Here is a 26,432-nt window from a genome sequence, read left to right on the forward strand (position 1 = left end):
CCTATACCGTAATCTTTCTGTTCAATAGATAATGAGCGATCCATATACTCATTGCTGTAACGATTAATCCTAATACAATTTCCACAACAAATAATTCCATAGGATATAAATACCTCTTCGCAAAGATGATTTCCAGGATAAATGGGATGAAAAAGATACTCATTGAAACTAATGCATAAACAACTCCAAAGATAATACCTTTCCATTTGAAACATCTTTCAAAAAGAATGGAGGTGAACAGTACAAAGACAAACATAAAACCAATTCCATAATGAATTAAAAACTGAATGAAATTCATAGGGATAAGTACTCCAAGGTACAGGTCTCCAACCGTATTAGCCAGGTATTCCATTATCGAATAATCATGCCGTAAATTAGCCGGGACCATCCATTTAAATATTTTTCCTTCAATCAGCAATAAAATGACCTGAAGAGCGACGAGCCCAAGTACCATAAGGAAGATTGCCGTTGCCTTTGAAAGATAAATATTAATCCTCGCTGTCGGAAGCATAAGCAGCCGATAAATAAACGTATTTTTACCAAGCCAATCCCGATACCAGATGAAAAAACAATATAACAGCAACGTCACCGCTGCAATAACAATCGGCAAATTGAACCAGCCTGAGTGTTGTAAATCCATTAGACTGACCTGACCGAATTGTTCCACATACTTTTCAATCGAAATCCCATCTCTGTATACCGCGAGATTAAATTGGTTCATATAATTTTTAGCCACACTGTAAGTACTGATAAGTTGAGAGATAATCGTAATAATTATAAGCACGAAATAAATTTTAATAAATCGACTCAATTCAAAATTCAACAATTTTATATAATTCATCCACGATATACCTCCCTCATTACATCAACTACAGACTTCCCTTCCATCTCACGCATTTCCTCTGTATGGAATTCCCTTACGATTGTTCCATCATCAAGTAAGACCACTTTATCGATGAGATGCTCAATATCATTGATTTCATGGGTCGTAATGACAACACCGCGATCTTCCACCAAATGACTCGTAAATACATCAGCGATTTGTTCACGGCTGAATATATCGATCCCTGAAAAAGGTTCATCCATTAATAAATAGTCAACATCAAGCGCAAGACCGAGCAGCAAATTTACTTTTGCGACATTCCCTTTCGATAAACTTGAAATCCGCTCTTCTTTCTTCAGTCTAAAAAAGCCCAATAGCTCTTCTGCCCTTTCATCATTCCAGCTGTTATAAAAGTCTTTCATAAACTGAATCGCTTCAGCAATTTTCATGTGCGGAAGCATCGTAATTGCATCAGGAATAAAAGCTATTTTTTCATAAGATTCCTTTGTCAGCTTTTCCCCATCGATTAATATTTCTCCACTTGTCATTGGTGTCAGATTCATAATCCCATTTAGAATGGTCGTTTTCCCTACTCCATTCACACCAATCAGACAAGTTATTTCCCCTTTATTCGCTGTAAAGGAGACACCTTGAAGCACTTTTTTCCGGCCATATTTCTTTGTAACATTCTTAACTTCAATCAACTATGCTCCCCCTTTTGCTTTTCATACTTCTCTTTTATTAAACGGATCAAGTCATCCATCGGTATATTCACCGGTTTCACTGCAGCTATAAATGTGTCCACAGCTTCTTCAATCAATTCGGTGCGCAGATTGCGTAAAACTTGTTCATCTTTCGTAATACGACTCGGATTATTCCCCTCTGTAAAAATCAAGCCCGCTTCCTCCATTTCTTTGTATGCTCGTTGTGCTGTATTTGGATTAATTTTAAGCTGGTTCGCCAGTTCACGTCGGGAAGGGATTTCCTGTCCCGGTTCATATTTTCCACTCGCAATTTGTTCCTTGAAATGCTGCATTACTTGTACGTAAACCGGATCTCGTTTATTAAACGTAATTTTCAATATGCCCCTCCTCATTTCCTGTTGTTGGTTCACCCTTGTATTAAATACTTAATACATAGAGGATAAAAAATATATAAAGAATAAGTCGTTCTTGATTTTGAATTTAAGCGTATTAGATGGTTGATACACTCTTCATGATGTATTATATGCTTAGTACACTATACTGTCAATACGAATCTTATCAAAGAATCCCTTCTCCACGAGGAAAACAGCTCTTTATGTTACAATGGAGTTTGTGGAAAACATGCTTTTTGAAGCGAGACAAAGGGAGTTCATACATAATATGAAATTAGTATCATGGAATGTAAACGGGATCCGTGCCTGTGTCCGTAAAGGGTTCTTGGATTACTTTTCTGAGGTGGATGCTGACATCTTTTGCATCCAGGAATCGAAGGTTCAAGAAGGCCAAATCGATCTGAATTTAGACGGGTACTATCAGTACTGGAATTACGCACAAAGAAAAGGTTACTCCGGTACAGCTGTCTTTACGAAGAAAAAGCCGCTCCATGTACACTACGGTGTCGGCGAAGAGGAAACAGAAGAGGAAGGTCGAATCATCACATTGGAATATGAAGATTTTTATCTCGTCAATGTGTATACTCCGAATGCAAAAAGGGACTTAACAAGACTTGAAGAACGACTACAGTGGGAAGATAAAATTTTCACCTACTTGTTGGAACTCGATAAACAGAAACCTGTCATTTACTGCGGAGATCTGAACGTAGCTCATCAAGAGGTTGATATTCGCAACTATAAAACAAATTATGGGAACTCTGGTTTCACAGTAGAAGAAAGAGAAAAAATGTCCCGTTTGTTATCGAATGGTTTTATTGATACATTACGCTACTTCCACCCAGATACGGAAGGCATTTATACGTGGTGGTCATACATGAAAACCGTCCGTGAGCGGAATATCGGCTGGAGGATAGATTATTTTATCGTATCACAGCGGCTGGAGAATGCACTGGTAGAATCAGTGGCTCATCCATCAGTAATGGGCAGCGATCATTGTCCAATCATGCTTGAATTGGACGAAGATGTACTTTCAAACTAAGAAGTTGGGTCAATCCGGAATTTCCAGATTGACCCTTATTTTTATTGCTTGATTTTTTTAAAATAATCCATGATACCTAAAGCACATATCTGAATATCAAGGTTAAGAATGATATAGACTTCATGATCGTCATGAATACCGAATCCTTGAAGATGCGATTTCACTCTTGCCATAATCTGATTGGCAATTTCATTATAATCGCCGCCTTCCTCTATTACCTCTTCAGATATATCCATGTAGATATCCAACCAGTCTGCCACTTGTTTCAAAGCAGCATCCGGGTTCTCTGTCATACTAAAATGCCCGAAGTAGATCCGATCTACATTTTTTTCTTGAACCCGCTTGATGGAAGCATGCATATCATTTGGATTAAAATGATTCGGCGAAGTAGTTGGCAGGTATAACTCTACCCCTTCCTGCAGTAACAACTCATAACGGACACCTGTCGTATCTCCCGTAAAGATTCCATTACTTACCGGATCGTAAATGCTGAAGTGATGTTTCGCATGACCAGGCGTATCCCAAAACTCCAGTGTACAGTTCGCCCCTATTTTCAGTGTATCCCCTTCTGACTTTTCCACAACCCTGTCTGCAGGTACAGGCACGATCGGGTCATATATTTCCGAGAAACTATCCCCATAAATAGCTCTTGCCCCTGCCGCTAATTTAGATGGGTCAATTAAATGTCTTCCTCCCCTTGGATGAACAATTAATGTTGCATTGGGACATTGCTGCAATAGAAATCCAGCGCCCCCAGCATGATCTAAATGGACATGGGTCACGATGATATACTTCACATCCGCAAACGTATGACCCAGTTCCTCCAAACCTCTTTTAATATATCTCACGGATGGACTTGGCCCCACTTCTACAAGCGTCAATTCCTCTTCATCAATGACATATGTACCTGTTCTGTTCGGAATATCCATATCAAACCCATCAATCAACGAAATTCGGTCGTCCAATTGAATTGGATTTTTCTCCTTCATGAAAAGCCCTCCCCCTTCATTAAATTTCTTAACCTCATCATACCAAAACAAGCTTCATGGTGCGAAATTTAATGTAGGAGAGCTTTTATCTTACCGAATTAATTTGCTTCATGCTGTTTTAGGAAAGTAAAAATGCTTTATCTTAGGGAACTAACTCACTTTACGCAAATTAGGGAAAATAAACCGGTTATATCTTCAGAACTAACTCGCTTCACATCAATTAGGGAAAGTAAAGCGGTTTTATCTTCCGGAACTAACTTACTTCAAGCCAATTAGGGAAAATAAAGCCTTCCCTCTATTTCCCATGTATAACATCTCTCAATCGGAAGAAAATAATACGGAAAATATGAAGGAGGTTATTCGATTGTTCAATCAACAGCAAAATGAGGATTTCCAAAGTTCTACCCAGATGTCTGCACAAAACAGTCACGGTGGCCATGAATTATTTGACTCCCATGAAGCAATCAGCGGTTTAGTTGCAGCCCTTGAGCATAGTGTGTTATACGAACCACATATTCAAGATCCTGAATTAAAACAACTGATGACTAGACAGAAATCATATTTGACACAGCTGTATAATACGATTGTGGAAACTTTACAGACAGGTCAAGAACCAGCAGTCAAGACTCAGACTTATAATATGCCTTTTGACAATAACACCGTATACGGTATGGAAGCGAGTCAACCAAAAACACCTGCACAATCTGTGAATGAACTTAACGACTCTTGTTTTTCCAGCTTTATGATGGGACACTTGAAAGCTTGTGCCTCTCATTTCACTATGACAGCTTTGGAAGCAACCAACCCTGTCATGCGTCGTGTGTTTGCTGACAGTATTCCAAACTTGATTGAAATGGCGTTTGAAATTTACCTTTACCAAAACAAAAATAAATATTATCAAGTTCCTCAGTTAAAAGACGAAGATATGCAAGCTTATATGAACAGTTTTGCGAAAATACAAGGCCAGATGCCACACTAACATCGTTGCACCGTGGTCTTTTAGGGACACGAAAATAGGACCTGCCTATTTTCGTGTCCTCTTTGCTTATAATAAAATTTAAAATGAATCCTTTTTCGTTTTTTCCCGTAATAGAATTACTAAAATGAAAAGGGGATAGCATGTATGAATAACCATGAGATTGATTACATTATTCACGGAGATGACATGCAATTTGTAGAAGTTGAATTAGATCCGCAAGAAACAGTAATAGCTGAAGCAGGAAGCTTAATGATGATGGAAGATCATATTCAAATGGAAACTATTTTTGGAGATGGCTCAGAGGATGAAAAACCAGGACTTATGGGTAAACTTATCGGAGCTGGTAAACGAGTGATCACTGGAGAAAGTTTATTCATGACAACTTTTACGAACGAAGGAATCGGCAAGAAAAAAGTATCTTTTGCTTCCCCTTACCCCGGTAAAATCATACCAATGGACCTTAGCGAGAAAAACGGAAAAATCATCTGTCAAAAAGATGCATTTCTCGCAGCTGCTAAAGGAGTTAGTGTAGGCGTGGAATTCCAACGTAAAATAGGTGTTGGCTTCTTTGGTGGAGAAGGCTTTATCATGCAAAAACTTGAAGGAGACGGAATGGCGTTCGTTCATGCAGGCGGAACAGTCCATAAAAAAGTATTAGATGTTGGAGAGTCCTTACGGGTGGATACAGGTTGTCTTGTTGCCATGACTGGTGATGTGGATTATAACATCGAATATGTCGGCGGCATCAAAACTGCTCTATTCGGTGGTGAAGGACTATTCTTTGCAACACTCAGAGGACCAGGAACAGTATGGGTGCAATCATTACCATTCTCCCGTTTAGCAAGTAGAATCTTTGCTGCAGCACCTCAACGTGGTGGCTCTAAAGAAGAAGGTAGCATCGCTGGCGGATTATTCGATTTACTTGGTGGCGACAGAAGATAGTCGTAAAAATGGACAAGATGCACATACTATCCATGTAGAGCTTTATATAAAGGAGGCTTACCATGGGTAGAGACGAGCATAATAAAAATAAGAATTCCCGTTTCGCACAGACGCCAAAACAACAATTGCGTGAAAGTGACGGTATTGATGTAGAGTATTCCGTTGAGCTGGCGGATACCGACGATCGCGAAGCTCAAGCGAGAAGCAAGGCTGCGGAAAGAAGAGTGAAAGGTAAATAGACAGATCAGGCCTTCATTTCCATGGAGGCCTGATTTTTATTTACAGCCTACGCTCTGGTTGATTTTTAGCTATTTATCACGTACATTAAAGAAAAACACATCTAAAGGATTGAACATAATGACAAAAAAAAGTGTCGATGACTATTTAACAGAAGGAATTCACGGTGTCCGCCTTCCAAAAGAAGGAGAAAGGATTCGCTTTCTAGGGACATTAAGAGAGAGAATTGTAATTGCACTTACGATTGGACAAGTTATGAGCGATTCTGGACTTAAAAAATTGGAAGCCGCCATGAAAGAACATCCTAAAGCGAGACTGATCATGAATGGACATGTATCTTATCGCTTTTTAAAAGAGGAAAAGGCACTCGCTGCAAAATACAATATTCCATACACGACCGTAACAGATGAAGAGAATAAAACAGACATCGGCGCTGTCTTAACTTACGACTACGCTATTGATAAAGAAGAAATATTTATTAAGGAAGAAGAACCAATAGAGGAGCAACAGGAAGAAACAGAAAGCACCATCCTCGATAAAATAAAGAAATGGTTCCGATGATCCACAAGTTTAGAGGAGGTAAAACCATGAGAATTGTTTCAATTGAACCTACACCAAGTCCTCATTCCATGAAAATAAATGTCAGTGAGGAGTTGCCAGCTGGTGAAAACTACAACTATAAACATACAGACGACCTAACAGATGCTCCACACAATGTACAGAAACTTTTCCAAATTCAAGGGGTCAAAAATATATATCGTGTTGTTGACTTCATCGCATTAGCCAGAGCCCCTAAAACCCCCTGGGAAGAAATATTACCACAGGTACGCGATGTTCTGGGTACAGATGAAGATTTAGATGAGTTGGAATTTTTAGAGACTAGTGCACCAGCAACAGACTTCGGGGAGATAAAAGTATTTATTCAATTTTACCGCGGCATTCCAATCCAAGTGAAGCTCGAGGAAGGCGATGAAGAAAAAAGATTTGGTCTTCCAGAACCTTTCCAAAAAGCGATTATGGAAGCTTCTGCAGCATCAGATACTTTTATTTTTGAACGGAAATGGGTTGAGCAGGATCCCCGCTACGGGAACTGGAATGAAGTTGGTAACGATATAGTGGAAGAAATAATGGCCACTTATAATGAAGAACGGCTGAATGAATTGGTGAAATTAGCACTCGAAAATCAAGATGCATCCGAACGTACTGAAGATAAAGATGTAGACATTCCTTTAGAAATCATGGATGATCCGGATTGGAAAGTACGATATGCTGCCCTTGATAGAATTATTGAGCCTACTCTCAAGCATCTTCCCTTATTGGACAAGGCATTGGATGATGCTAAAGCTTCCGTTCGGCGTTTAGCCACTGCGTATCTTGGAATGATTGAGGAGCCAGAAGTGCTCCCACTACTTTATAAAGCTTTACAAGATAAAGCAGTAAACGTAAGACGCACGGCGGGCGATTGTCTATCAGACCTAGGATTTAAAGAAGCAATTCCCGAAATGATCAAAACCCTTGATGATCCTAGTCAAATCGTACGTTGGAGAGGTGCCATGTTCTTATACGAAGTCGGCGATGAAAGTGCAATTCCCGCACTTGAAGCTAAATTGGACGATCCGGAATTCGAAGTGCGTATGCAGGTTAAACTCGCACTCGAACGAATCAAAGGCGGTAAAGAAGCAAAAGGGTCCGTCTGGCATCAAATGACGCAAGCAGTAATAAAAAAAGATTAAGTTAAACTCCTAAGCAGCGCTTAGGAGTTTTTTATTTTGCGAACTCGTTTTTAAATGATTTACTTCTATTACTAATATGTATAAACTAAATATATGGAAATAAATGAATTTTTAAATGAAAGGATTTTTTAATGTCAACTGCACCTTATGGAGTAAAATCTACCTTTTGGTTGCAACTGTTTATCCTTCTAGCTACTTTTGCAGTGCTCATTTTCCTTATCTATTTTTTGCTTAGAAAATTGTTTCGAATAGAGAGGGAAGAAGACAAATATTATGCATCAACGTTCATGAATCCATTTCATAAGAAGTTGGATCGAACAACTAGAGTCGTATTTATGGTTTTAATGTTCATCGGATATGTTATCAATGTTTCAAGGCTGCCTGAAGAACCCCTGTGGTACTGGCAACCATGGTATTTCCTGTTTGTCATGATATTCACTACTGAATGTCTACGAGTCTTTATGCAATGGAAGCACGTTGCAAATCGTAAAATATATAGACTTACCCTTACCAGGTTAGTTTGTCTCGGTTTATTAACTACAGCTTTCTTTGTTGCTATACAACTCGGTATGCTTTGATAATTAATGAGTTAGGGTGAACGTATGATAGCCTCCAGTATGATAATGGGATGGGTCGGGATTTCAATTTTTGTGCTGATCGCTTCCACTTTTCGAAAGTTGATGAAAGATAATGAGTACGCTTTCCTTCATGTACTAATGACATTCATGTATGCGATGTGGCTGCCCTTACCTTTAACTTTTTATCGATTATTGAATACAGATTTGCTGCTGGTTGGGACAATATTCGGACTCATTTATCTAGTCATGATTGTTATTGCAATGGCACTTCAAGCTGGTCATATTTCATATATCGTAAAGCATAATGATCATCAGATATCTGAAATGCATGGAGATTACATGATGGCGGTAATATCCAACCCTATGGAAGGATTAGCTAATATTTTCAAGTGTATATGGGCCTGGTTTTTAGGTGTTTCGTTTTGGAAAAATGATGAGATGATGATGGCTGCTATCATGTTTCTTTTTAGTCTATTCTTCTTCTATTATTTACTCATCGTGTTGGAGCAGAGTGTAGTAAAGCAGATGAAGGGTATTACAAATGTAAAGCCAAACCAAACTTTCGTTAATCTAGAAACATTTGTGTTCTTTCTGGCTTTAGTCGGATATATTACGATAAAACCTTAATATGGGAAAGTAAGTCTGTGTTTAATACATGTAAAGGAGTTTGATATGTTAACTCAAGTCATTAAGCAATTCGGATTGCAGATTACAAACATTGATGAAGTAGATGATTCACATAGTTCTATGGTATATAAGTGCAGATTACCAGAAAGTGATCATGTTTACATAAAAATCCCCTATACAACTTTGAAATACCAAAGAGAATTAGAAGCCTATCAAATTCTACAAGACAACATACCTATTCCTAAGCTTCTGGATTATTGGCCTGGGGATGAGGAAATTCCAGGCGCTTTTTTATTATCTGAATTAGAAGGACGGCCTTTATCAGCAAGAGACTCACGTTCCATCGCATACCAAGTTGGAGTCATCCACGCTCAAATGCACAACATACCACCTCCAGCTCATTTGTTAGCCGGTATACAGAATGAATTTCCCAATTGGTCTTCATTTATAGACAAGCAATTTCACAGTTTTGCCCAAGATGTAAAGACTGTTTTAGATGAGAGTACGTACCATTTGGCCCTGGAAAAGTTTGAGAACATAAAAAGCCAACTGCCTGAACCGGATGGACCGAGTTTCGTCCATATGGATTTCCGTCCGGCAAATATAATTGTGGATAACGATAAAGTTACAGGTATCATCGATTTTGAAAGTGTACGTTTCGGGTCTACCGAAATTGATTTCACTAAATTGTATCGGGACTTTTTAAGCTATGATATCAGCTTGCTGGAGAACTACAAAACAGGATATAGCAGTGTAAGACCATTGATAGACCTGGAAGCTGTACTTCCCTTTTATCGTTTTACAGATGCCTTCAACAGCATTGGCTGGTCGATACGACGAGGAATAGAAAAGAACAAACATTTTTTCGAGGCAAACGTAACAATGTTGAACCATTTTTTAAAGAAAAATTAAAAGTAAAGGAGGAGGATGAATTGCCACGCTCTATCGGGCTTTCCGGAAGTATCATCATGTCTGAACCTGCAAAGCTGTCTCAATTATTTACTTATGATCACATTAATCATATCGAGATAGGAGAATTTCCTGATGAAGCTGCATTTCATCAGTTTCTAAAACTCTTAAAAGAAGAAAATAAAACATTTGGCTTGCATTCCCCATTGTACAGAAACCAAAGCAAATATGATTTACTGGAAAAAGTACAATTCCATTCAGAGGAAGCTTGGATACAATTTGAATCTGAAGTCGAGTTGATGTCTAAATTTGGGGCAGAGTATATTCTGGTCCATTTCCCATATTTCAAAGATAAAATAACGGACGACGTGAATCTAGTGATCGAAGATGCTTTAAAAAAATTAAGTATCTTGCAAGAAAAATTCTCCATCCCCATCGTGTGTGAACCAAAACTCGGGCATAATCGTTCAACCTTTGGAATTGAGGCCCTCCATTCTTTCCCAATAGAAATATGGGATAAGTATGGAATAAACATCTGTATCGATATCGGTGATTATTTATTGGCCGTGGAGGATGAGACATCGAGTTATATCGAAAAGTGGAAAGACCATATTAAAGTAGTCCATTTGCATAATGTTGAATTTCAGCAAAACAAGTACATCTGGGTACCAGTTCATCCATCACATGAGACAGCACCCTCCTATTATAATGTTGGGTACTTAATAAAACTCCTTGCAAAAAGTTCAGATGTCTTTTTTATTTTTGAGCACACGCCACATTCCAACCCTACCCGAAAATTCGTTGAAGAAGGGATACGTTGGGTAAAAAGTTTGATATGATAGTAGTATACTCCTAACACTCAATTAGATTAGTAGTTATCTTTACAACTAGAAAGCGTTTTCATATAATGATATTAATTCACACATAATTGAAGGAGGTCGTACATATGGAGCGTCTAAAAGAAGGTACCCTACTTTGGGAACCTACGAAAGATAGAATAGAAAATAGCAATCTAAATCACTACATGAATTGGCTAAAAAAAGAGAAGAACTTATCATTCGACAGTTACGATAAACTTTGGGACTGGTCGGTGACCGATGTGGAAGACTTCTGGGAATCACTTTGGGGATACTTTGATATCCAGTCCGAAACCCCATACCATTCTGTTTTATCAGAACGTAAAATGCCTGGTGCTAAATGGTTTGAAGGCGCAACAATCAACTACACAGAACATATCTTCAGAAATAGAGATTTAGAGAAAACGGCCATCATCCATACTTCGGAAGTACGACCTGGGCTTCATGAAGTCAGCTGGGGAAAACTTTATCAAGACACCGCAGCAGTCCAACAAACATTGAAACAACTAGGCGTGGAGAAAGGTGATCGGGTCGTAAGCTATAGTGCCAATAATTATGAAACAATTGTAGCATTCTTGGCTACTGCCAGCTTAGGAGCCATTTGGTCCAGTGCTTCACCAGACTTCGGAACACAGAGCGTAATTGACCGATTCAAACAAATCAACCCTAAAGTGATGTTTACCATAGACGGATACGGCTATGGCGGAAAAAAATTCAATAGACTACAAACCGTAAAAGATATTCAGTCTGAGCTCTCTTCACTGGAAGCTACCATTGTTATACCTTATTTGGATGCAGATGCCGACTTCAGTGATTTAAAGAATCCAACTACTTGGGAGAAAGCTACTCAATCTACGGAAAATGTTGCCTTAACCTATGAGCATGTGGAGTTCAACGATCCGTTATGGATTTTATTCTCTTCTGGAACAACTGGGAAACCAAAGCCAATTGTACATAGTCAGGGCGGTATTTTAATTGAGCATTTTAAAGCAATTTCTTTCCACTGTGACTTGGATGAAAACGAACGATTTTTCTGGTTCACAACGACCGGCTGGATGATGTGGAACTTCCTTGTAGGTGGATTGCTTACAGGCACGACGATTATTCTATATGACGGTAATCCGGCTTACCCTTCTACTGATACACTATGGAAGCTTGCTGAGGATACAAAGATGACTGTTTTTGGCACGAGCGCAAGCTATATCACTGCATGTATGAAAGACGGTCTGGTGCCTAAGGATAAATTCGATCTAAGTGCGCTGAAAAATATCAGTTCAACCGGTTCTCCACTTCCTCCAGAAGGCTTCCAGTGGTGCTATGACAATGTAAAAGATGACCTGTGGATTGCTTCAGTAAGTGGCGGTACCGATGTTTGTACAGCTTTTGTCATTGGAGCACCAACTTTACCAGTATATGCAGGTGAATTGCAATGTCGCGGACTTGGAGCCAAAGTCGAAAGCTTTGACGAGTTAGGTGAAGCGCATATTAATCAAGTCGGTGAACTCGTCTTGACCGAACCATTTCCATCGATGCCAATTTTCTTCTGGAACGATGAAAATGGAGTACGTCTCTATGAAAGTTATTTCGACTTATATGATGGAATCTGGAGTCATGGAGATTACATCAAAGTAACGGATCGCGGAACTTGTATCATTTATGGTCGTTCTGATGCAACAATTAACCGAGGTGGAATTCGGATTGGTACAGCTGAGATTTATCGGGCCGTTGATAAAATTCCGGAGATTGAAGACAGCTTAATTGTCGACATCCCTTCTCCTTCTGGTGATTCGGTTACTCCATTGTTCGTCGTATTAAAAGAAGGCTATGAACTTACTGATGATTTAAAAACAGAAATCAAAAAACATATTCGGGAGTACTGCTCACCAAGACATGTACCAACTGAAATCTATGCTGCTCCGGATTTGCCAAAAACGTTGAACGGTAAAAAATTAGAAGTACCTGTCAAAAAAATCCTTATGGGACAGCCAGTTGATCGTGTGGTAAATAAAGGGTCACTCGGTAATCAGCGCTCCCTTGAGTACTTCATGGATTTTGCAGAAAAACTATAATGTGAATATTCATTCAGTCAAGGGTCCCCACCTTTTCTATCGAGCAGGCCTTATATTAGAAGGCGGGTCTTACATCCTGTACATTTGCAATAAAATACAAGGCTTAGGATTGCATATCAGCATCCCTAAGCCTTGTATTTATTTAAATCGTTTGTATCATTTCCACCCTATTCCCGAATGGATCTCTGAATTCGAACCGGTCAAAACCAGGTATAGGAACGGATTCAATTACTTTAATATCATGTTGTTCTAATGTACCCTTCCAATAAGCTATATCTTCAACTTGATATGCAATATGGGCTTTGGTCTTCGTCCTATCCACATCATCTTCCGTTCCCACGTGAACATCCCTATCCCCTACCCTCAACCAGAATCCTCCTCGTCCTTTTAGCGGTTCAGGTTTCTCGATTTCAGGCAATCCTAAAATATTACAGTAAAAGTCTTTAGCTTGCTCTTCCGTATTTTTGGGAATAGTAATTTGAACATGATGCAATCCAATAATCATAGTGATTCCCCCTTTTGATTTACTAACTCTCCCACTAATTAAATATTACTAAGATTTGTCCGATAAGTATAATATATGTTATTTATATATATTAATAATATATAATTATACAAAGGATTTTTGTAGTGGTAGCTCGCTCCCTTGTAGTAAGGTAGTGAGAATATGACAGTTTACTAAAGTTCATTTACACTTTTATTAAAAAGGAAGTGCAAATATGTTACCATTTACCGAAAAAGTGATACAAGTTATCAAAAAAATCCCCGAAGGAAAAGTCATGACATATGGCCAAATTGCCAAGCTTTCAGGACATCCGAAAGCTGCACGCCAAGTAGCACGGATTCTCCATAGTATGAGTAAAAAACATCATCTGCCATGGCATCGGGTAATTAATGCAAAAGGACAAATTGCTATACAAGATGAGGCCACTTACTACGAACAAATGATGTCCTTGCAGGCAGAGGGAGTTGAAGTGGATGCTTCAGGTAGAGTAGATCTGGAGAAATATAGGGTGAATTGGCAATCCGATTATATTGACCTTGACTAGTCCAAAATGAGATAATCTTCCATAATATAACCTTTAAATATATGGAGCTTCGAGTCTCATGAAACTCTTTAAAGAAAAGAGGGATGGATAATGAAACTTGTTGGTGTATCAGGAGCACTTGCCGGAGAAAAAACATCCGTTGCTGTTGGTGGTGTACTTGCTGCAGCTAGACGCCATGACCCTTCGATAAAAACGGAATTAATCGACTTAAGGGATTACGATATTGAATTCGCTTCAGGCCTTCCTTTATCAGGATATAACGAAGACACCTGGAACGTCGTCAAAAAAATATTAGCTGCTGACTTCTTAGTGTTCGGGACCCCTATCTATCAGGCATCCTTGTCTGGTGCATTAAAAAACTTGCTGGATCATCTACCTGAATATGCTTTTAAAAATAAAGTGACCGGGATGGTCGCAACAGGTTGGACAAATAGACATTTTCTTGTTTTGGAATACCACTTGGGATCCATTTTAAATTATTTCAAAGGGCTAACCCCGACAGGGAATGTTTTTATTCATAATGATGCATTTGATATTGAAAGCAATGAAATTATTGATGAAAGAATCCATGACAGAATGGAAAAACTGGCTAAAGAAATGATCTATTTACAAAAAGGGATTTTAAACAGGTAGCATTTCATTTAAAAACAAGATAAAATGAGGTCAAATGAATACAAATGAAAAAACATCATGGCTGTTTAAAGCGATGATGTTTATTTTTATGTCAATAACTAGATTGTTAATCCCTTTTACTCAAGTATTCGTTAGGGGCTTCACCTTTTTCAGCATTATAATTTTTGTATTGACTTTTTCGTCCGTTGCGATGCTCCCCACTTTGTGTGTTTTCCTTGAACTGTCTTTTCTTATTACTCAAGATCATTCCTCCTAGTGTGAAGTTTTTATTAGTGTTTGAAAATACACCGTTATTATTCACATCTTTGAAATTCCATGAGTTATCATTAAAAGACTTTCGTTGCTTATTCGTCCAAAATGCATTTTTTAAAACAATCGTTTATTTGGATTTATTAAGAAATGATGCTGGTATATCAGCTTTAAAAGATATTTGTTTATTTGTTACCGGGTGAAGGAAAGTTAAGGTCCTTGCATGTAACCCAAGCCTGCCAATCGCATTTCTCTTCTTTGATCCATATTTTTTATCACCTACAACAGGATGGCCCAAATCCTGCATATGGACACGAATTTGATTTTTTCGGCCGGTTTCCAGACTCACTTCCAACAATGAAAATTCATTATTCCCTTGGATGACCCTATATCTAGTTTTCGCAAATAAGCCATCATTTGGTGTTTGACTGGAATACATGAGATGTGTTTTTGTTTCTCGCAGCCAAGAAGTAATATAGCCTTCCCGCTTGGATACCTTACCTTCAACCAACGCTACATATATCCGCTCTTTAACAGTCTGGTTCCAATTATCCTGCAGTTTCCTTTTTACTTGTTCACTTTTTGCAAACATCATGACACCCGACGTGTCCTTATCCAAACGATGCACTACGAATATCCGGTTGTCCGGGTCTTCTCTTTTCACATATTTCATTAATTGGTGTAATGCTGTCTGCTGTTTTTCACTTTCTGTCGCAATAGATAATAATCCAGCTTCTTTATTTATAACGATAATATGTTCATCTTCATAAAGTATTTTCATTCCGATCAATACATCTTGCTTCACTGCAGCTTTATTCTTTAAAATAGTAACCCTTTGACCTGGCTTTAAGTTATAATTAAACTGCTTTTCGATATGATCATCGACCGTCACTTGACCTCTAGCAAGGATTGATTTGACGGAATTCCTGCTTCGGTTAGACATTACCTTTAATAGAAATGCTAATAGTTCATCAGCTTCTTTTACTTCAACACTTATCGATTTGGCGTCTTTTCGATAATTGGACTTTTTATTAGACATACTGTTTGCTCCTTAAATTTATCATGAGTGTTATCCTAGTGACGACTTCTATCAATAGTAACATTAATCATTATAATAACCTAAATTAGTTATCATAAAAGTTTACTTACACTTCAATTTCCCTTTCTATACCATCTTACACCCTATAAATTTTCTCCATCTTCATTTCTGCATACATCCATTAACAATTACAGATATTAATATTAAAAGCTTTAGGGGGAAGGAAATGAAAATTAGATTTGGATACGTAGCTAATGCATTGGATTTATGGGATGCCAGCCCGTCAAAGGCTTTAACATTTGCACGCTACTCATCGCTTCCAAAAGAAGAAAGAATGGAAAAATTAAAATCAGTCACTGCACAAAACCTTCATCATACAAAAAGAATTTTATATTATAATATCGCACATCAAATTGAATTATATCGTCTTTCAAGTTCACTCGTTCCTTTAGCCACTCACCCCGAAGTGAAATGGGACTTCATCACTCCTTTCAAACGTGAATGGAAGGAAATTGGAGATCTTATACAAAAATTTAAATTAAGGGTAAGTTTTCATCCTAATCAATTTACACTTTTTACAAGCGCCAGAGAAGAAGTGACGAGAAATGCCGTTGTGGATATGCAATATCATTATGATATGCTCCAGGCGATGAATGCAGAGGAACAAGGTTTGATCAATATTCATATAGGTGGGGCTTACGGCGATAAGAAAAAAACATTAACTAGATTTCATCAGAATCTTAAACAATTGCCAATTCAAATAAAAAATGTCATGACTTTGGAAAATGATGATAAAACATATAACGTCTCGGAGACTCTGATAACGTGTGAACGAGAGCGTATTCCTATGCTCTTGGATTATCATCACCATATGGCGAATCCAACGGAAAGTGACTTAGCTGACTACTTACCGCGTATTTTCGCTACATGGAATGACTTTCACCTAATACCTAAAGTACATATATCTTCACCAAAGTCTGAAAAGGCATATCGTTCACATGCTGATCATGTATCTTTAGAATTTATCCTTCCTTTCTTAAAATTGGCTAAAGAACTGAATCAGGATTTCGACATCATGATTGAAGCAAAACAAAAAAACTTGGCCATGCACAGGCTGGTTGAGGAGATATCTCGAATACGTAGTGTTAAACGTATATCAGGCGCTGCTGTAGAATGGTGATTAAATAATGTAAAATCAATGAGGTGGTTAAACGTGACAATTGTACGGCTCGGCTATGTTGCAATGAGTATGGAACTGACGAACGCATCCCCATCCCAAACGATGACATTTGCCCAATTCAATAAAATATCTGATCGGGAAGCCGCGATTCGTAAATTGGAGCGTATCGCACTTTCGAATATCCAGAATACCCTGAGGCTCTTAAAACATAATGCCGCCTCAGACATTCATTTTTATCGATTAACCTCTCGCCTCATTCCATTAGCAAACCATAAAGAACTTTTAGACTGGAATTATATGAAGCCTTGCGTAAGCTCGGAAACTTTGCAGAAGAACATGGAATACGAATCGATTTCCATCCAGATCATTTTGTTCTTATTAACTCAAAAGAGAAACAGGTCTTGAAGAATTCCATCCGCACTTTAAAGATGCATTATTTATTGTTAAAAGCAATGAAGGTTGACCCGACACATCGTTGTGTCATGCATGTCGGCGGCAATTATAAGGAAACGGATAAGTCACTCGAGCGGTTCATCGATAATTGGATGGACGTCCCAAAGGTTATCCAAAACATGATTATGCTTGAGAACGACGATACGTCATTTACCTTAGATGATACGCTGTACTTATGTGAAAAGTTGGACATCCCTTTAGTCTTTGATTATCACCATCACCTCGCTCATCATCAACACCAAAATTGGGAAACCCATTGGGATCGAGTAGTGGACACCTGGAAACATTCTCCACTCCCGATTAAAATGCATATTTCCAGTCCAAAGAACGAGAAAGCATTTCGTCACCATGCCGACTATGTAGACAGCGATATGTTCTTTCAATTCCTCCATGCAATTAAAGGAAGTGTCCCGCAAATCGACTGTATGATTGAAGCAAAGCGGAAAGATGAGGCACTTTTTCAATTAATGGGGGAAGTAAAGCAGAGGGATGACATTGAAGTAATAGATGGTGCTTCCTTTCTAATGAAGTAAATAATGGTGGTTCATCTGACACACAGAAAACCACCTTTTCCTATTATCCTAACTCTATATTATACTCTTCTACTACATCCTTAAAAGCAAGTCTTTCATTCCCATCTCGTCCCGAAACACGCGTTGCTGTTACAAGTGAATTTAATACCGCCTCTTCGGTAGCCTCTCCAACCGCTCGGAAGGCTATATCCATATCCTCCACATGTATCATGGGGATTGAGAGAAGATGTGATGGCTTTTGATGAGGAATTTTCGTAGCTGTTGAAAATCCAATCACCACTTCCCCACTACCATTTGCGATGGTGGATCCAGTACGGGACAATCCCGTCACGGACCTCTTGATTATCCGATTCAACTGCCTTTCTGTTACAGGTAAATCCGTAGCGACGATAACGATGATGGAGCCTTTATCTTTCTCTTCCCTTGCTTTTGGCAGGGCTCTTTTCAGCTCTTCCCCGACAGCTTTTCCATTCACCTTTAAATCGCTTAACGTACCAAAATTAGATAAAACCAAAACCCCCATTGTATATGTACCATGGTTCAATTCCATTAGCCTTGAGGAAGTTCCTATACCGCCTTTTAATGAATAACAAAGCATTCCCCTTCCCGCACCAACAGAACCTTCCATTACCTCTTTTGATGTTTGACGCAATGCTTGAATAACATGTTCCTCCGTAATGGAGCGCTTCCGAATGTCATTGAGTTCCATATCATTACATTCACATACAACTGGATTAACTGTACCGGTTGTTCTGCCGATTTCAGGATTTTGTTCTAGCATATAACCGATTAATGCATCAGTGGCTGTTCCGATGCTTAATGTATTAGTTAATAATATAGGAGATTCCAATGTGCCTAATTCATTGATTTGAATCGTTCCTATCGACTTCCCAAATCCATTAATGACATGACTGGAGGCGACCAGCTTTTCTTTAAAGACATTTCCTTGATGGGGTAAAATCGCAGTTACTCCAGTTTGAATATCTTGTTCATCAAGTGTGACATGGCCAACAGTCACTCCCTCAACATCCGTGATCGAGTTATAAAAACCTGGTTCCAATTTTCCTATCTTAATTCCATAATCTCTAATTCTTTTTTGGTTAGGCATAGATACCCTCCTCAAAGCAATCCCTAAAACAATTGCTTCCTCTTGTCTATAGAGGAAATCAGAACTGCTTAGATTTTAAAGTTGTATAATAGTTGGCACTTTTCTTATAAAGAATAAATACATTCTATCATATATCCAAGCAAAATTATCATTCCGTAATTAACGACAATTAAAAAAACACACGAATTCCTTTATCGTGTGTTCTTTCTCAGCATTTATATTTTTCAGGGATAATATAGGTTAATATTTCCGACACCTGTTTTAAAGATAAATTGTTTATCACCATTACCAAGTACTCCTGATAAGTTACTTGGCTTTTTTCCTTCCAGTGGGAAATCTGTTTGAACGTTACCAAATCCTGCACTTACTTGTAAAGCCGCATTCAGATTAGCAATACCTGAGAATCCTACGCTAATATTTCCCGCTCCAGATTTCATGGATAAATCATCCTCACCATCCACATGGAAATCAACATTACCTGCACCTGATTTAATATTTATTTTCCCTCTGCATTCTCTCCCTTTTATACTTCCTGCCCCTGAAACGGCATGTAAATCCTCTGTATTAACGCGATTCAATCTGATATTTCCTGCACCGGACTCTATTGTAATTTTTTCCGCATCCACATCCTCAACTTTAATATTCCCAGCGCCTGTCTTGAACTTCCCTTCAATAAAAAATAAATCTGTAAACCGGATATTACCAACTGAAGAATGGATATGATAGTAGTCAGCACAATCTCTAGGTAAATATATCGTAAGTGTACTGGTATTTTGTTTCATTTGGATAAAACTTCTTTTCTTAAGGAATTCCAGATTAATTTCCAACCTTCGATCCATGAACTGTACCCCAAGTTCAGGTCCCTTCTCAAACGTTTCAAGCACCAAATGAACTTGTTTTTTATCATGAACGGAAAAATATATATTCGTCACATCAGAATATACAGCAAGCTCTCGAATTTCTTCAGCTTCTACTGTATTTTCTTGTACAATCGGATGCCCCATTTTATGAAAAAATCCCACCATTTAAAACCACTCCCATCCCTTTATTCTTAAGCTTAGCTTATTAAAAAAAAGCTCTCTTTCCAACATGCTATCGTATGAAATATCCTCCGACCCTAGACGGAGTTAGGTTTATGGATATGCTAAAAATGGACAGAGAGTTTCCCCCCTGTCCAATCTTCAAATAGTTTTTATCTTCCCCTTTGTTACAAGACTTACCAGCACATAACCTAATAGAGAGATAAGAATTGATGTGACAACGGAATGCATGCCGAATGGTTGTGGGTAGAAACTTTCAAAAACAATATAACTACCTACACCCGTTGCCATCGAAGCAATTGCTCCGTATTTATTACCTGTTTTCCAGTAAAGACCTAGAACGATTGGCCATAGGAAAGTCGCTTCCAGACCTCCCATAGAGAAAAGATTCAACCAAATAATCAGATCCGGCGGCTGCAAAGATAATAAAATAACAATGATTCCAAGTAACGTGGTTATTCCCATACTAATTTTACGTACTTTATTCTCCGCAGCGGTCGGCTCAATATAATTTAAATAAACATCCTTTACAATGGTTGAACTAACTAAGAGCAATAAGGAGTTTACTGTCGTCATAATCGCCGCCATCGGTGCAGCAAGGACAATTCCGGTCAGCCAGTTCGGCAATACTTCTTGTGCCACAAGCGGCATTACCGTATCCCCTATTTCAATACCAGGTAACACAGGACGTGAAAGTGCTCCAATTAAATGCATATTCAGCATAATGAATCCAACAACAACTGTGCTGATAATAATGCCCCGGTGCATCGCTCTTGAATTTTTATAAGACATCGTACGAATAGCGATTTGTGGTAAGGCTACGACTCCGACCCCAACGAGCACCCAAAATGACGATACAAACGCTGGAGTAAGTGTCCCTTCCGCACCAAATGGGGTAATCAGATTCGGATTCTCAGCAGCCATATCTGAAATGATTTGTGGAACCCCGCCTCCTGCAACAATAACACCTATCAGTAAAACCAACGTTCCAAAGACCATAATGATTCCCTGAATCGCATCTGTAAGTGCAATCGAACGATATCCGCCGATAATGACGTAAATAAGAATAGATATAGAGAAAATCAATAAAGATGAGAAATAAGAAAGTCCCGTTAAAGACTGAATCAGTCTGCCACCACCGATCCATTGTGCTGACATGGCAGAAAATAAGAATAATAAAATGCTGATGGCAGAAATAATGACGACCCATTTTGACTGATAGCGTTCTTTTAAGTAGTCAACGATCGTGACAGCCTTATACTGTCGTGTGACAACGGCAAACTTTTTACCCAAAATCATTAGTGTGAAATATCCTGTAACGAGTTGGGCCATAGAAAGCAACACCCAGCCTAACCCTTCATTGTAAGCTGCTCCAGGCCCACTTAGGAAGCTGCTGGCACTCCCATATGTCGTCACCATCGTCATTGCAAGAACAAAACCACCAAGACTTCTCCCGCCTAAAAAGTACTCTTGGAGAAAACTATCCGTCGTTCTTACATATTTACTCGCCCACACCCCAACGATGCTTATGATCATTAAAAATAGTAATAATGGTATAATCGCTTCCCAGTTCATGATTTCCGCTTCTCCTCTTCATCTAATGGCACATCAACAAAAAACTTCTTTATGACGATGATTAAGATAACCACCATCACGATAAAGCCCAAAACGCAACTGTAAAAGAACCAAGCTGGAAAACCCAAAATATATGTATACTCTGATGGGTCTTTACTGCCTAGCCCATATGCAAATCCGAACCACCATATAAAATTAAATAATGCCAGTCCAATACCTATCAAAGCTTCACGATTAGCGATTCTTTCAACAATTTGTTTTCTGTTCTCCTCCATATAATTACCCCCTTAGGAATGAACACTTCCAAATATATGTCTTTATTCTATCCGAGTCTAAATGATTCGTGAAGCGTTAAGATAAAAAAGACTCAAGCAATATGCTTGAGTCAGCTACCATCTTTACTTTAAAGTTACTTTTAAAACGGATGTTTTTACATCTGTCATTTTAAACGTCTCTGACTTCGTTCCATCTGTGACCGTCAGATAAGCATTCTTTTCCTTCAACAAGTCAACTTGTTTCTTATTCAATAAGAGACTGCGAGATTTTTTCTCGTTATAAATGTTGATTAATACATGATCGCCATCTTGAACCTTATCAAATTCTTTATTATGAATAGTAGCAGTACCATTATTTTTCTTCGGTTCAATCACGACATAGTTCGGTTCTTCAGGTTCAACCGGCTCTTCCGGATCTACTGGTTCTTCAGGTTCTTCTTCAGAACCTTCTGGGCGGAAACCATAAGATTCTGCTTCCTCTGCACTAACAAAGAAAATACGTTTATCTACTGGAACAGTTGACCATAAATCAGGTTCGACATATTCCATCGTGTCAGAATTACCTACATAGCGAAGGAATCCTTTTTGGTCATCATTCGCCCGGAAAGCAAATGGAAGTTCCAATAATGGGTTCTCTGGATTCCAAATCCCCAATCCTTGTTCCTCAGCAGTTCTTACTGCCTCCTGATATACTGGATAAGCTTCTTCATCAATCGGGGCAAGGAAGTAAGTTGAAGCGAATCCAGCACGGACCATTTCCAAGTTGACGTTTAAGCCGTCTTCACGGATTACTTCAGCCAAAATTCTACCGTAATCATCAGTTGGCTGATCGCCTACTTTCAGATAGATTTTATCTCCTGGCTGAATAAGTGTTGAAATATGCTCTGTCGCTAAATCTCCATAATACTTTTGGTTCGCGTTAATTTCGGCCCGTTTTGGATCTTTGTTTTTGGCTGCATAAGTTTCTGCTGTATCCATATTCAAGAATCGAATACGAGTTTCACCAAATACAGGATCTTGAATGCGAATTGTATCTCCATCTGTAATTCTTTCAACAGTTGCTTCATAATACCCGGAAGCTGATGGCGGGTCTGGTTGTACTTCACTTTTCACAATGTCAGCTTGTTCTGTAGGAATGAGCTGGTATGTATTATATTGGCTGACAATTGCTGTGATATCATACCAGAAATCTTCCTCCACTTGTGTAATATCCAGAGCGTTTTCCATTACACGGAGAGTTGTACCGTTAAAGTCTCCATCAATCAAGGAAACATTATACCCACCACCCGCCGGACTAGCTGGGATGTTGTTTATGAAACCTTGCACCTCGACAAGTTGACCTTCATAGTTTTCTGCAATTTGCGGGTTCTGTAAATCTTCCAATGTAATCTGCTTCGGTTCTGGCAGTGGTTGATTTTCTGCCACTACTTCAATTGATGCAGGAACTACTTCTTTTAACCCGTTGTAAGTAGCGAGTTCTCCTGTAACGACAATTTTGTCGCCTTTATTAACATCAGGCAATGCATCTTGGTTATAAGCAAAAAGATTAATGCCTGCTGTCTCGTCTTGAATATAAGTTGTAAACTGTGCACCATTACTTAAAGCGCGACTATCTGCTGTAACAATTCCTTCCACTCGGACGACTGTCCCGTCAGCAAGTTGACGAGCTTCATCAATCGTATATTCATCAACATCCGGATTCCCCGGCTCTCCCGGTTCTTCTGGTGGATCAACAGGATCAACGCCATCCATGACATGACTGCCTAAATAAGCAAACGTATTTGATGCATACTCATCCCAATCTAATACCTGATAAACAGTTACTGGTCCAGTCACTCCAGACCCTCGGACAAGAGTCTTATCCTGGCCAAAGTTTTCCCGAACGCCAATTTCTCCAACTACATCAATGACTTCGCTATTTTTATTTAGAGATAAAGCGTCATCACCATTAAAATTAATAACTGTATTATTCGTAACGTCTGCAATCGAGAGGATAGCTGAATCTGCACTACCATGAGCAAGAACGTAAACATCCCCATGCTCCAATGTTCCAGAAAGATTCAATGATTGCGTTGCTTGTGCTGCTCCATTGGAATAAAGTGATATTTGATAATCTGATAAATCGACAGCCTCACCAGTCCCATTATAAATTTCAATCGCTTTATTAAAGGAACTGCCTTCCACATACTCTGATATAAACAATTCATCCGCCGTAACTTCATTGCTCTCAGCCGTTGAAATAATAGCAAATACGCCAGTAAAACTCATTAGGACTAAAGCAAAAGCAAGCAGTAGATGAAATGCCTTCTCACTTACTGGATTTCTCATTTTTTTCCCTCCTCAGTTTAATTTCCTCCGCTTATTTACCGGATATCTTAAATATTACATGTAATTTTTTATATTACTATTAATTTTTCGTTAAATCAGACTGGAAAAAGGACGTTATTCCTATTATTTCTTGAAAAAGGTTATATAGTCCCTAACCTAATCATAGACTGTTTTAATTCGATAACAATTCACTTGAAATATTTCTAGTTTACTCCTATAATAAATATTGTTCTTACTATTAACGGGGCATTAGCTCAGCTGGGAGAGTGCTTGCATGGCATGCAAGAGGTCGCGGGTTCGAGCCCCGCATGCTCCATATTTTAAAACGCTTATCCTTCAAGGGATGGAGCGTTTTTTGTTTTTTATAATGAGTATCGCCTTTCACATGCAATATAGTAAAAAATATTGCCCACACTATTCTCCGTAAGTCCCTTCCTGCTTGCAGGCATGTTACACATCCTTTTGATGTATAGTCCAACCAACTTTTCTCAATTACAAGATGATTAACATTTAGCTCACCCCCCTTCTACATACTAAAGAGATTTTGAACTCTCAAAATACAACCATAGAAATAATTATTTTATTGATTTAATCTTAAAAATCGAAATCACTTTACTAGATATACGCACCATATGATGGTAAAGCCAATCGATAAGACGGTTCTAATGAGTAGCACCTTTCAGACTTTATAAGATTGGAGAGGATGCCACATGATTCCAGAATTAATCCCTATTTGGATTTCGATAATAGGGAACTTCGGGTTCCCTATCGCTATAACCATTTACCTGTTCGCTAGATTTGAACGCAAATTAGATAATTTAGAAGCTATCATAAAGCATCTTTCCGATGTCATTAAAGCTGATAATAAAAAGTAGATGATGGGGGTGATTGTTATCAAAATGGAAGATTTGGGATGGCTTGTTTCTGCAAAGCCAGAGAAACCCAAACACTTTACACAAAATGTCTGATGGATGAAGACCTGTCGGAAAAAGAAAAGCAACTTCTAAACAAACTCATCGAGCACGCGAGTCATTCTTCCGATCTTGTGAAGAAGTATTGTGAACTGAAAGCGAAAGAATAACTTATTGAGAACCCAATATAATTTGAGGTTCTTTTGCATACAACGTGCTTAAGGCAATCCTGCTCCTTTTGCAAAAAATAACACATCCAAATATGGTGCTGTGTTATTTTTACCCTCCATTTACTGGAAAAACACCCACTTTTTCTCTAGGGCAATCTTCTATTGTTTAATCATGGTCATTTATATTATATTTGTAAGGGTTTACACTACAAAATACCGGGATGGAGATTTCATAAGAAACAAGAATACTTATAATATTGTCGTGCATACTGTCAATTCATGATGCCAGCTTAGTTATGCAGTACACCAACGCCGATTACCCGGACATCATCTGTTGATTTCTCCATACGTAGTCGATATGAAGTACCAGCCATACCAGTCCACTTTACCTCTTTCATCCCATTCCTTGGGAACGAAGCCGTCTTTACAGTGAACCACATACGCTGAACCTGCGCCTGTAATTGAACGACGAAGGTATCATTACGCCCGCCTGATCCGATTTCTTGAGAGCTCAGCCTCAAGGTAATAGTCTGTTTGTTCCCCTTGTCATTCAATAACCTGCTCTCCCCCACTAAAGTGTGCTTGAAGTCATAGATAAGGTTATAATGCGCCATATCTATTCTCCTTTCTCTATTATTTTTTGTTGCAATAAAGAAAGAGAACTATATTCATAAAAAACAAACCACATTCTAATATTTGGAGTAATTGTCGATTAGAAGGTATCATCATGAACTCGTAGCACGTGAGAACCTCTCATGTTTGATTAGGGAAGGTGTTTTATGTACTCGTAGCACGTTAGAGCCTCTCACGTTCGATTAGGGAAGGTGTTTTATGTACTCGTAGAACGTTAGAGCCTCTCACGTTCGATTAGGAAGAGTATTTTATGCACTTGTAGCATGCAAGAAGCTCTCACGTTTGATTAGGTAAGTTTTTTATGTGCTCGTAGCACGTGAGAACCTCTCACGTTCGATTAGGGAAGGTGTTTTATGCACTCGGATAACGTCCTTATAA

General features: G+C 38.6%; 29 protein-coding genes, 1 tRNA gene and 1 pseudogene. 18 read left to right on the forward strand and 13 right to left on the reverse strand.

The features are described from left to right. Nucleotide 1 precedes the first annotated feature (1 nt). From ACFSBH_RS03600 to ACFSBH_RS03610, 3 genes are read right to left on the reverse strand one after another with little or no spacing between them, the layout of a single operon-like run. Nucleotides 2–841 (reverse strand): hypothetical protein, encoded by an 840-nt coding sequence (locus tag ACFSBH_RS03600; RefSeq protein ID WP_251513809.1) that lies wholly within the window; start codon nt 839–841, stop codon nt 2–4. Further along, complete coding sequence (locus ACFSBH_RS03605; protein ID WP_251513812.1) at nt 838–1,527, reverse strand: ABC transporter ATP-binding protein; 690 nt, start codon at nt 1,525–1,527, stop codon at nt 838–840. Before ACFSBH_RS03605 ends, ACFSBH_RS03600 begins: the two co-directional genes overlap by 4 nt. Beyond that, nucleotides 1,524–1,904 carry a GntR family transcriptional regulator gene (locus ACFSBH_RS03610; protein ID WP_379596078.1) on the reverse strand — a complete coding sequence of 127 codons (381 nt, stop codon included), beginning with the start codon at nt 1,902–1,904 and terminating at the stop codon, nt 1,524–1,526. The genes ACFSBH_RS03605 and ACFSBH_RS03610 overlap by 4 nt, the downstream gene beginning before the upstream one ends. Before the next feature lie 283 nt (nt 1,905–2,187). Between ACFSBH_RS03610 and ACFSBH_RS03615 the strand changes: the two genes are divergently transcribed. Beyond that, a complete protein-coding gene (locus ACFSBH_RS03615; RefSeq protein ID WP_251513819.1) occupies nt 2,188–2,958 on the forward strand; it encodes an exodeoxyribonuclease III in 771 nt (256 codons plus the stop codon). A gap of 41 nt (nt 2,959–2,999) precedes the next feature. On the opposite strand, the gene ACFSBH_RS03620 is transcribed toward ACFSBH_RS03615, so the two are convergent. Next, a complete protein-coding gene (locus tag ACFSBH_RS03620) occupies nt 3,000–3,947 on the reverse strand; it encodes an MBL fold metallo-hydrolase (RefSeq protein ID WP_251513823.1) in 948 nt (315 codons plus the stop codon). A 364-nt stretch (nt 3,948–4,311) separates the two neighbouring features. Here ACFSBH_RS03620 and ACFSBH_RS03625 point away from each other — a divergent pair, with 364 nt between their 5' ends. The 10 genes from ACFSBH_RS03625 to ACFSBH_RS03670 all read left to right on the forward strand — a co-directional run bounded on the left by ACFSBH_RS03625 (nt 4,312) and on the right by ACFSBH_RS03670 (nt 12,878). Beyond that, the gene (locus tag ACFSBH_RS03625) at nt 4,312–4,926 is read left to right on the forward strand and encodes a spore coat protein (protein ID WP_251513826.1); all 615 of its coding nucleotides are present in this window, start codon (nt 4,312–4,314) and stop codon (nt 4,924–4,926) included. A gap of 144 nt (nt 4,927–5,070) precedes the next feature. Next, nucleotides 5,071–5,868 (forward strand): TIGR00266 family protein, encoded by a 798-nt coding sequence (locus ACFSBH_RS03630; protein WP_251513829.1) that lies wholly within the window; start codon nt 5,071–5,073, stop codon nt 5,866–5,868. A gap of 62 nt (nt 5,869–5,930) precedes the next feature. Next, complete coding sequence (locus ACFSBH_RS03635) at nt 5,931–6,107, forward strand: YfhD family protein (RefSeq protein WP_251513832.1); 177 nt, start codon at nt 5,931–5,933, stop codon at nt 6,105–6,107. A gap of 118 nt (nt 6,108–6,225) precedes the next feature. Beyond that, a complete protein-coding gene (locus ACFSBH_RS03640) occupies nt 6,226–6,666 on the forward strand; it encodes a YueI family protein (protein ID WP_251513835.1) in 441 nt (146 codons plus the stop codon). Nucleotides 6,667–6,692: 26 nt separating this feature from the next. After that, on the forward strand, nt 6,693–7,838 hold the full coding sequence (locus ACFSBH_RS03645) for a conserved virulence factor C family protein (protein WP_251513838.1): 1,146 nt from the start codon (nt 6,693–6,695) through the stop codon (nt 7,836–7,838). Nucleotides 7,839–7,969: 131 nt separating this feature from the next. Beyond that, nucleotides 7,970–8,416 carry a DUF4181 domain-containing protein gene (locus ACFSBH_RS03650; protein ID WP_379596079.1) on the forward strand — a complete coding sequence of 149 codons (447 nt, stop codon included), beginning with the start codon at nt 7,970–7,972 and terminating at the stop codon, nt 8,414–8,416. Between the two features lie 39 nt (nt 8,417–8,455). Continuing rightward, a complete protein-coding gene (locus ACFSBH_RS03655; RefSeq protein WP_379596080.1) occupies nt 8,456–9,043 on the forward strand; it encodes a hypothetical protein in 588 nt (195 codons plus the stop codon). A gap of 45 nt (nt 9,044–9,088) precedes the next feature. Beyond that, complete coding sequence (locus tag ACFSBH_RS03660; protein WP_251513845.1) at nt 9,089–9,955, forward strand: phosphotransferase family protein; 867 nt, start codon at nt 9,089–9,091, stop codon at nt 9,953–9,955. 20 nt (nt 9,956–9,975) lie between these two features. Beyond that, nucleotides 9,976–10,791 (forward strand): TIM barrel protein, encoded by an 816-nt coding sequence (locus tag ACFSBH_RS03665; RefSeq protein ID WP_379596081.1) that lies wholly within the window; start codon nt 9,976–9,978, stop codon nt 10,789–10,791. 107 nt (nt 10,792–10,898) lie between these two features. After that, on the forward strand, nt 10,899–12,878 hold the full coding sequence (locus ACFSBH_RS03670) for an acetoacetate--CoA ligase (protein ID WP_379596082.1): 1,980 nt from the start codon (nt 10,899–10,901) through the stop codon (nt 12,876–12,878). 142 nt (nt 12,879–13,020) lie between these two features. Here the strand turns inward: ACFSBH_RS03670 and ACFSBH_RS03675 are convergent, their stop codons facing one another. Continuing rightward, nucleotides 13,021–13,383, reverse strand: coding sequence for a VOC family protein (locus tag ACFSBH_RS03675; protein ID WP_251513854.1), 363 nt, complete (start codon nt 13,381–13,383; stop codon nt 13,021–13,023). Nucleotides 13,384–13,597: 214 nt separating this feature from the next. Here ACFSBH_RS03675 and ACFSBH_RS03680 point away from each other — a divergent pair, with 214 nt between their 5' ends. Both ACFSBH_RS03680 and ACFSBH_RS03685 read left to right on the forward strand, forming a co-directional pair. Continuing rightward, a complete protein-coding gene (locus ACFSBH_RS03680; RefSeq protein WP_251513857.1) occupies nt 13,598–13,927 on the forward strand; it encodes an MGMT family protein in 330 nt (109 codons plus the stop codon). 90 nt (nt 13,928–14,017) lie between these two features. Continuing rightward, nucleotides 14,018–14,560: an NADPH-dependent FMN reductase gene (locus tag ACFSBH_RS03685; protein ID WP_251513859.1), complete on the forward strand. Its 543-nt coding sequence runs from the start codon at nt 14,018–14,020 to the stop codon at nt 14,558–14,560. A 106-nt stretch (nt 14,561–14,666) separates the two neighbouring features. Here the strand turns inward: ACFSBH_RS03685 and ACFSBH_RS03690 are convergent, their stop codons facing one another. After that, the gene (locus ACFSBH_RS03690) at nt 14,667–14,801 is read right to left on the reverse strand and encodes a hypothetical protein (RefSeq protein ID WP_379596083.1); all 135 of its coding nucleotides are present in this window, start codon (nt 14,799–14,801) and stop codon (nt 14,667–14,669) included. A gap of 138 nt (nt 14,802–14,939) precedes the next feature. Continuing rightward, nucleotides 14,940–15,848 (reverse strand): RluA family pseudouridine synthase, encoded by a 909-nt coding sequence (locus ACFSBH_RS03695; protein ID WP_379596084.1) that lies wholly within the window; start codon nt 15,846–15,848, stop codon nt 14,940–14,942. 226 nt (nt 15,849–16,074) lie between these two features. On the opposite strand from ACFSBH_RS03695, the gene uvsE (ACFSBH_RS03700) reads away from it, so the two are divergent. Continuing rightward, nucleotides 16,075–17,028 (forward strand): UV DNA damage repair endonuclease UvsE, encoded by a 954-nt coding sequence (gene uvsE, locus ACFSBH_RS03700; protein WP_251513865.1) that lies wholly within the window; start codon nt 16,075–16,077, stop codon nt 17,026–17,028. A gap of 33 nt (nt 17,029–17,061) precedes the next feature. Continuing rightward, nucleotides 17,062–18,014: pseudogene (gene uvsE / locus ACFSBH_RS03705) on the forward strand (UV DNA damage repair endonuclease UvsE). Between the two features lie 43 nt (nt 18,015–18,057). On the opposite strand, the gene ACFSBH_RS03710 reads toward uvsE (ACFSBH_RS03705), so the two are convergent. The 5 genes from ACFSBH_RS03710 to ACFSBH_RS03730 all read right to left on the reverse strand — a co-directional run bounded on the left by ACFSBH_RS03710 (nt 18,058) and on the right by ACFSBH_RS03730 (nt 24,340). Next, complete coding sequence (locus tag ACFSBH_RS03710; RefSeq protein ID WP_379596085.1) at nt 18,058–19,122, reverse strand: DmpA family aminopeptidase; 1,065 nt, start codon at nt 19,120–19,122, stop codon at nt 18,058–18,060. Nucleotides 19,123–19,346: 224 nt separating this feature from the next. Further along, on the reverse strand, nt 19,347–20,147 hold the full coding sequence (locus ACFSBH_RS03715; RefSeq protein WP_251513877.1) for a DUF4097 family beta strand repeat-containing protein: 801 nt from the start codon (nt 20,145–20,147) through the stop codon (nt 19,347–19,349). A 156-nt stretch (nt 20,148–20,303) separates the two neighbouring features. Further along, the gene (gene panF, locus ACFSBH_RS03720; RefSeq protein ID WP_379596086.1) at nt 20,304–21,737 is read right to left on the reverse strand and encodes a sodium/pantothenate symporter; all 1,434 of its coding nucleotides are present in this window, start codon (nt 21,735–21,737) and stop codon (nt 20,304–20,306) included. Next, on the reverse strand, nt 21,734–22,012 hold the full coding sequence (locus ACFSBH_RS03725; protein ID WP_379596088.1) for a YhdT family protein: 279 nt from the start codon (nt 22,010–22,012) through the stop codon (nt 21,734–21,736). The genes panF and ACFSBH_RS03725 overlap by 4 nt, the downstream gene beginning before the upstream one ends. Nucleotides 22,013–22,135: 123 nt before the next feature. Next, nucleotides 22,136–24,340 (reverse strand): thermonuclease family protein, encoded by a 2,205-nt coding sequence (locus tag ACFSBH_RS03730; RefSeq protein WP_379596090.1) that lies wholly within the window; start codon nt 24,338–24,340, stop codon nt 22,136–22,138. Nucleotides 24,341–24,583: 243 nt separating this feature from the next. On the opposite strand from ACFSBH_RS03730, the gene ACFSBH_RS03735 reads away from it, so the two are divergent. The 3 genes from ACFSBH_RS03735 (at nt 24,584) to ACFSBH_RS03745 (ending at nt 25,421) form a co-directional block, all read left to right on the forward strand. Continuing rightward, nucleotides 24,584–24,656: transfer RNA gene (locus tag ACFSBH_RS03735), tRNA-Ala, on the forward strand. 394 nt (nt 24,657–25,050) lie between these two features. Then, a complete protein-coding gene (locus ACFSBH_RS03740) occupies nt 25,051–25,215 on the forward strand; it encodes a YvrJ family protein (protein ID WP_251513891.1) in 165 nt (54 codons plus the stop codon). 38 nt (nt 25,216–25,253) lie between these two features. Next, complete coding sequence (locus ACFSBH_RS03745) at nt 25,254–25,421, forward strand: hypothetical protein (protein ID WP_379596092.1); 168 nt, start codon at nt 25,254–25,256, stop codon at nt 25,419–25,421. Between the two features lie 290 nt (nt 25,422–25,711). On the opposite strand, the gene ACFSBH_RS03750 is transcribed toward ACFSBH_RS03745, so the two are convergent. Beyond that, entirely contained in the window at nt 25,712–26,035 is a 324-nt protein-coding gene (locus ACFSBH_RS03750; RefSeq protein WP_251513894.1) for a hypothetical protein, read from the reverse strand. Nucleotides 26,036–26,432 lie beyond the last annotated feature (397 nt).

The sequence above is a fragment of the Oceanobacillus luteolus genome, from assembly GCF_042678205.1.
GTDB classification, from domain to species: domain Bacteria; phylum Bacillota; class Bacilli; order Bacillales; family Amphibacillaceae; genus Oceanobacillus; species Oceanobacillus luteolus.

Excerpts from the sequence above, each read along its gene's own strand:
- ACFSBH_RS03695 (WP_379596084.1), bottom strand. The coding sequence starts at position 15,848 with ATGTCTAATAAAAAGTCCAATTATCGAAAAGACGCCAAATCGATAAGT.
- ACFSBH_RS03680 (WP_251513857.1), top strand. The coding sequence starts at position 13,598 with ATGTTACCATTTACCGAAAAAGTGATACAAGTTATCAAAAAAATCCCC.
- ACFSBH_RS03670 (WP_379596082.1), top strand. The coding sequence starts at position 10,899 with ATGGAGCGTCTAAAAGAAGGTACCCTACTTTGGGAACCTACGAAAGAT.
- ACFSBH_RS03685 (WP_251513859.1), top strand. The coding sequence starts at position 14,018 with ATGAAACTTGTTGGTGTATCAGGAGCACTTGCCGGAGAAAAAACATCC.
- ACFSBH_RS03740 (WP_251513891.1), top strand. The coding sequence starts at position 25,051 with ATGATTCCAGAATTAATCCCTATTTGGATTTCGATAATAGGGAACTTC.
- panF (WP_379596086.1), bottom strand. The coding sequence starts at position 21,737 with ATGAACTGGGAAGCGATTATACCATTATTACTATTTTTAATGATCATA.
- ACFSBH_RS03750 (WP_251513894.1), bottom strand. The coding sequence starts at position 26,035 with ATGGCGCATTATAACCTTATCTATGACTTCAAGCACACTTTAGTGGGG.
- ACFSBH_RS03615 (WP_251513819.1), top strand. The coding sequence starts at position 2,188 with ATGAAATTAGTATCATGGAATGTAAACGGGATCCGTGCCTGTGTCCGT.
- ACFSBH_RS03725 (WP_379596088.1), bottom strand. The coding sequence starts at position 22,012 with ATGGAGGAGAACAGAAAACAAATTGTTGAAAGAATCGCTAATCGTGAA.
- ACFSBH_RS03710 (WP_379596085.1), bottom strand. The coding sequence starts at position 19,122 with ATGCCTAACCAAAAAAGAATTAGAGATTATGGAATTAAGATAGGAAAA.
- ACFSBH_RS03620 (WP_251513823.1), bottom strand. The coding sequence starts at position 3,947 with ATGAAGGAGAAAAATCCAATTCAATTGGACGACCGAATTTCGTTGATT.
- ACFSBH_RS03635 (WP_251513832.1), top strand. The coding sequence starts at position 5,931 with ATGGGTAGAGACGAGCATAATAAAAATAAGAATTCCCGTTTCGCACAG.
- ACFSBH_RS03640 (WP_251513835.1), top strand. The coding sequence starts at position 6,226 with ATGACAAAAAAAAGTGTCGATGACTATTTAACAGAAGGAATTCACGGT.
- ACFSBH_RS03655 (WP_379596080.1), top strand. The coding sequence starts at position 8,456 with ATGATAATGGGATGGGTCGGGATTTCAATTTTTGTGCTGATCGCTTCC.
- ACFSBH_RS03630 (WP_251513829.1), top strand. The coding sequence starts at position 5,071 with ATGAATAACCATGAGATTGATTACATTATTCACGGAGATGACATGCAA.
- ACFSBH_RS03600 (WP_251513809.1), bottom strand. The coding sequence starts at position 841 with ATGAATTATATAAAATTGTTGAATTTTGAATTGAGTCGATTTATTAAA.
- ACFSBH_RS03645 (WP_251513838.1), top strand. The coding sequence starts at position 6,693 with ATGAGAATTGTTTCAATTGAACCTACACCAAGTCCTCATTCCATGAAA.
- ACFSBH_RS03675 (WP_251513854.1), bottom strand. The coding sequence starts at position 13,383 with ATGATTATTGGATTGCATCATGTTCAAATTACTATTCCCAAAAATACG.
- ACFSBH_RS03715 (WP_251513877.1), bottom strand. The coding sequence starts at position 20,147 with ATGGTGGGATTTTTTCATAAAATGGGGCATCCGATTGTACAAGAAAAT.
- ACFSBH_RS03650 (WP_379596079.1), top strand. The coding sequence starts at position 7,970 with ATGTCAACTGCACCTTATGGAGTAAAATCTACCTTTTGGTTGCAACTG.
- ACFSBH_RS03660 (WP_251513845.1), top strand. The coding sequence starts at position 9,089 with ATGTTAACTCAAGTCATTAAGCAATTCGGATTGCAGATTACAAACATT.
- uvsE (WP_251513865.1), top strand. The coding sequence starts at position 16,075 with ATGAAAATTAGATTTGGATACGTAGCTAATGCATTGGATTTATGGGAT.
- ACFSBH_RS03745 (WP_379596092.1), top strand. The coding sequence starts at position 25,254 with ATGGCTTGTTTCTGCAAAGCCAGAGAAACCCAAACACTTTACACAAAA.
- ACFSBH_RS03730 (WP_379596090.1), bottom strand. The coding sequence starts at position 24,340 with ATGAGAAATCCAGTAAGTGAGAAGGCATTTCATCTACTGCTTGCTTTT.